Origin of the sequence: Bacteroides mediterraneensis, from assembly GCF_016900355.1 — a bacterium.
In the GTDB taxonomy this organism is placed as follows: Bacteria; Bacteroidota; Bacteroidia; order Bacteroidales; family Bacteroidaceae; genus Phocaeicola.
Window position 1 is genome coordinate 1 of record NZ_JACJKA010000049.1, and the last position, 2,595, is coordinate 2,595.

A 2,595-nucleotide genomic window follows, 5' to 3' on the forward strand; every position below is an offset into this window, starting at 1 on the left:
TGTCTTCCATCCGCCCGGCGCGGATAAGGAAAGCTTTCGGGCAATTAGTAATGCTCGGCTTTGCTGTCTCCAGCTTTACACCTGCATCCTATCAACGTTGTCGTCTTCAACGACCCTAAAGAAATCTAATCTTGTGGCCGGCTTCGCACTTAGATGCTTTCAGCGCTTATCCGATCCCGACTTGGATACCCGGCGATGCGCCTGGCGGCACAACCGGTAAACCAGAGGTCGGTCCAACACGGTCCTCTCGTACTAGTGTCAGAGCCACGCAAATTTCATACGCCCACGATAGATAGAGACCGAACTGTCTCACGACGTTCTGAACCCAGCTCGCGTGCCACTTTAATGGGCGAACAGCCCAACCCTTGGGACCTTCTCCAGCCCCAGGATGTGACGAGCCGACATCGAGGTGCCAAACCACTCCGTCGATATGAGCTCTTGGGAGGGATCAGCCTGTTATCCCCGGAGTACCTTTTATCCTTTGAGCGATGTCCCTTCCATTCGGAAACACCGGATCACTATGCTCTAGTTTCCTACCTGCTCGACCTGTCTGTCTCCCAGTCAAGCGCCCTTATGCCATTACACTCTGCGGACGGTTACCGATCGTCCTGAGGGCACCTTTAGAAGCCTCCGTTACGCTTTTGGAGGCGACCACCCCAGTCAAACTACCCACCAAGCAATGTCCTCCCATCCGGGAGTTAGAACTCAAACAAACGAAGGGTCGTATTTCAACAGCGGCTCCACGAACACTGGCGTGCCCGTCTCATTGCCTCCGACCTATCCTACACATCGCGTGCCCAAATTCAATGCTAAGCTATAGTAAAGGTTCACGGGGTCTTTTCGTCCCATCGCGGGTAATCGGCATCTTCACCGATACTACAATTTCACTGAGCTCACGGTTGAGACAGCGTCCGGATCATTACACCATTCGTGCAGGTCGGAACTTACCCGACAAGGAATTTCGCTACCTTAGGACCGTTATAGTTACGGCCGCCGTTTACTGGGGCTTCAATTCAATGCTTCTCTTGCGATGACATCTCCTCTTAACCTTCCAGCACCGGGCAGGTGTCAGGCTGTATACTTCTACTTTCATATTCGCACAGCCCTGTGTTTTTGTTAAACAGTTGCCTGGACCTATTCTCTGCGCCCTCTCTTGCGAGGAGGGACCCTTTATCCCGAAGTTACAGGGTCAGTTTGCCTAGTTCCTTAACCGTGATTCACTCAAGCGCCTTAGTATATTCAACCCGACTACGTGTGTCCGTTTGCGGTACGGGTACCTCTGAAGTTATGTTTAGCGGATTTTCTCGGCAGTCTGCTTACCCGCACTATTGGATTGTCCCGAAGGACGCTCCATACTATCAGGTTCGGCTCTTTCCGTGGATTTGCCTGCGGAAATCAATGCCTACACCCTTCAACCGGCTATTCCGTCAGCCGGCGGCGGTGTCACTGCTGCTTCCCCACGTCACCCTCAAAGGTAGTAACGGAATATTAACCGTTTCTGCCATCGGCCTCGCCGTTCGGCTGAGCCTTAGGACCCGACTTACCCTGATCCGATTAGCGTTGATCAGGAAACCTTAGTCTTTCGGCGAGGGGGTTTCCCACCCCCTTTATCGTTACTTATACCTACATTTGCTTTTCCATACGCTCCAGAATGGCTCACGCCACGCCTTCGACGCCGAATGGAATGCTCCCCTACCAACCATTGCTGGTTCCACGGCTTCGGTAGACAACTTCATACCCGATTATTATCCACGCCCGATTCCTCGACTAGTGAGCTGTTACGCACTCTTTAAATGAATGGCTGCTTCCAAGCCAACATCCTAGCTGTCTTAGCAATCAGACTTCGTTAGTTTAACTTAGCTGTCATTTCGGGACCTTAGCCGGTGGTCCGGATTCTTCTCCTCTCGGGCACGGACCTTAGCACCCATGCCCTCACTCCCGCGGTAGAACTGATGCGCATTCGGAGTTTGTCAGGACTTGATAGGCGGTGAAGCCCTCGCATCCAATCAGTCGCTCTACCTCACATCAGTAACCCGCGAGGCTGCACCTAAATGCATTTCGGGGAGTACGAGCTATCTCCAAGTTTGATTAGCCTTTCACCCCTACCCTCAGCTCATCCAGAAGCTTTTCAACGCTTATTGGTGCGGACCTCCATCTGGTGTTACCCAGACTTCATCCTGGCCAAGGGTAGATCACTTGGTTTCGCGTCTGCCGCATCTGACTTGACGCCCTCTTCAGACTCGCTTTCGCTTCGGCTCCGGGACTCGTGCCCCTTAACCTTGCCAGACACGGCAACTCGTAGGTTCATTATGCAAAAGGCACGCCGTCACGCTTGCGCGCTCCGACCGCTTGTAGGCGCACGGTTTCAGGTACTCTTTCACTCTTCTGTTCGAAGTGCTTTTCACCTTTCCCTCACGGTACTGGTTCGCTATCGGTCTCTCGGGAGTATTTAGCCTTGCCGGATGGTCCCGGCGGATTCACGCAGGATTCCTCGTGTCCCGCGATACTCAGGATACCGCTACGCTTCGTCTCGCTTCATGTACCGGACTCTCACCGTCTGTGGTGCAACTTTCCAGATGCTTCCATTCACGAGAT

At 53.1% G+C, this 2,595-nt stretch carries 1 rRNA gene; it reads right to left on the reverse strand.

Going from position 1 to position 2,595, the window contains the following annotated elements:
• Positions 1–24: 24 nt before the first annotated feature.
• Positions 25–2,595, reverse strand: a 23S ribosomal RNA gene (locus tag H6A28_RS14695); the annotation flags it as partial.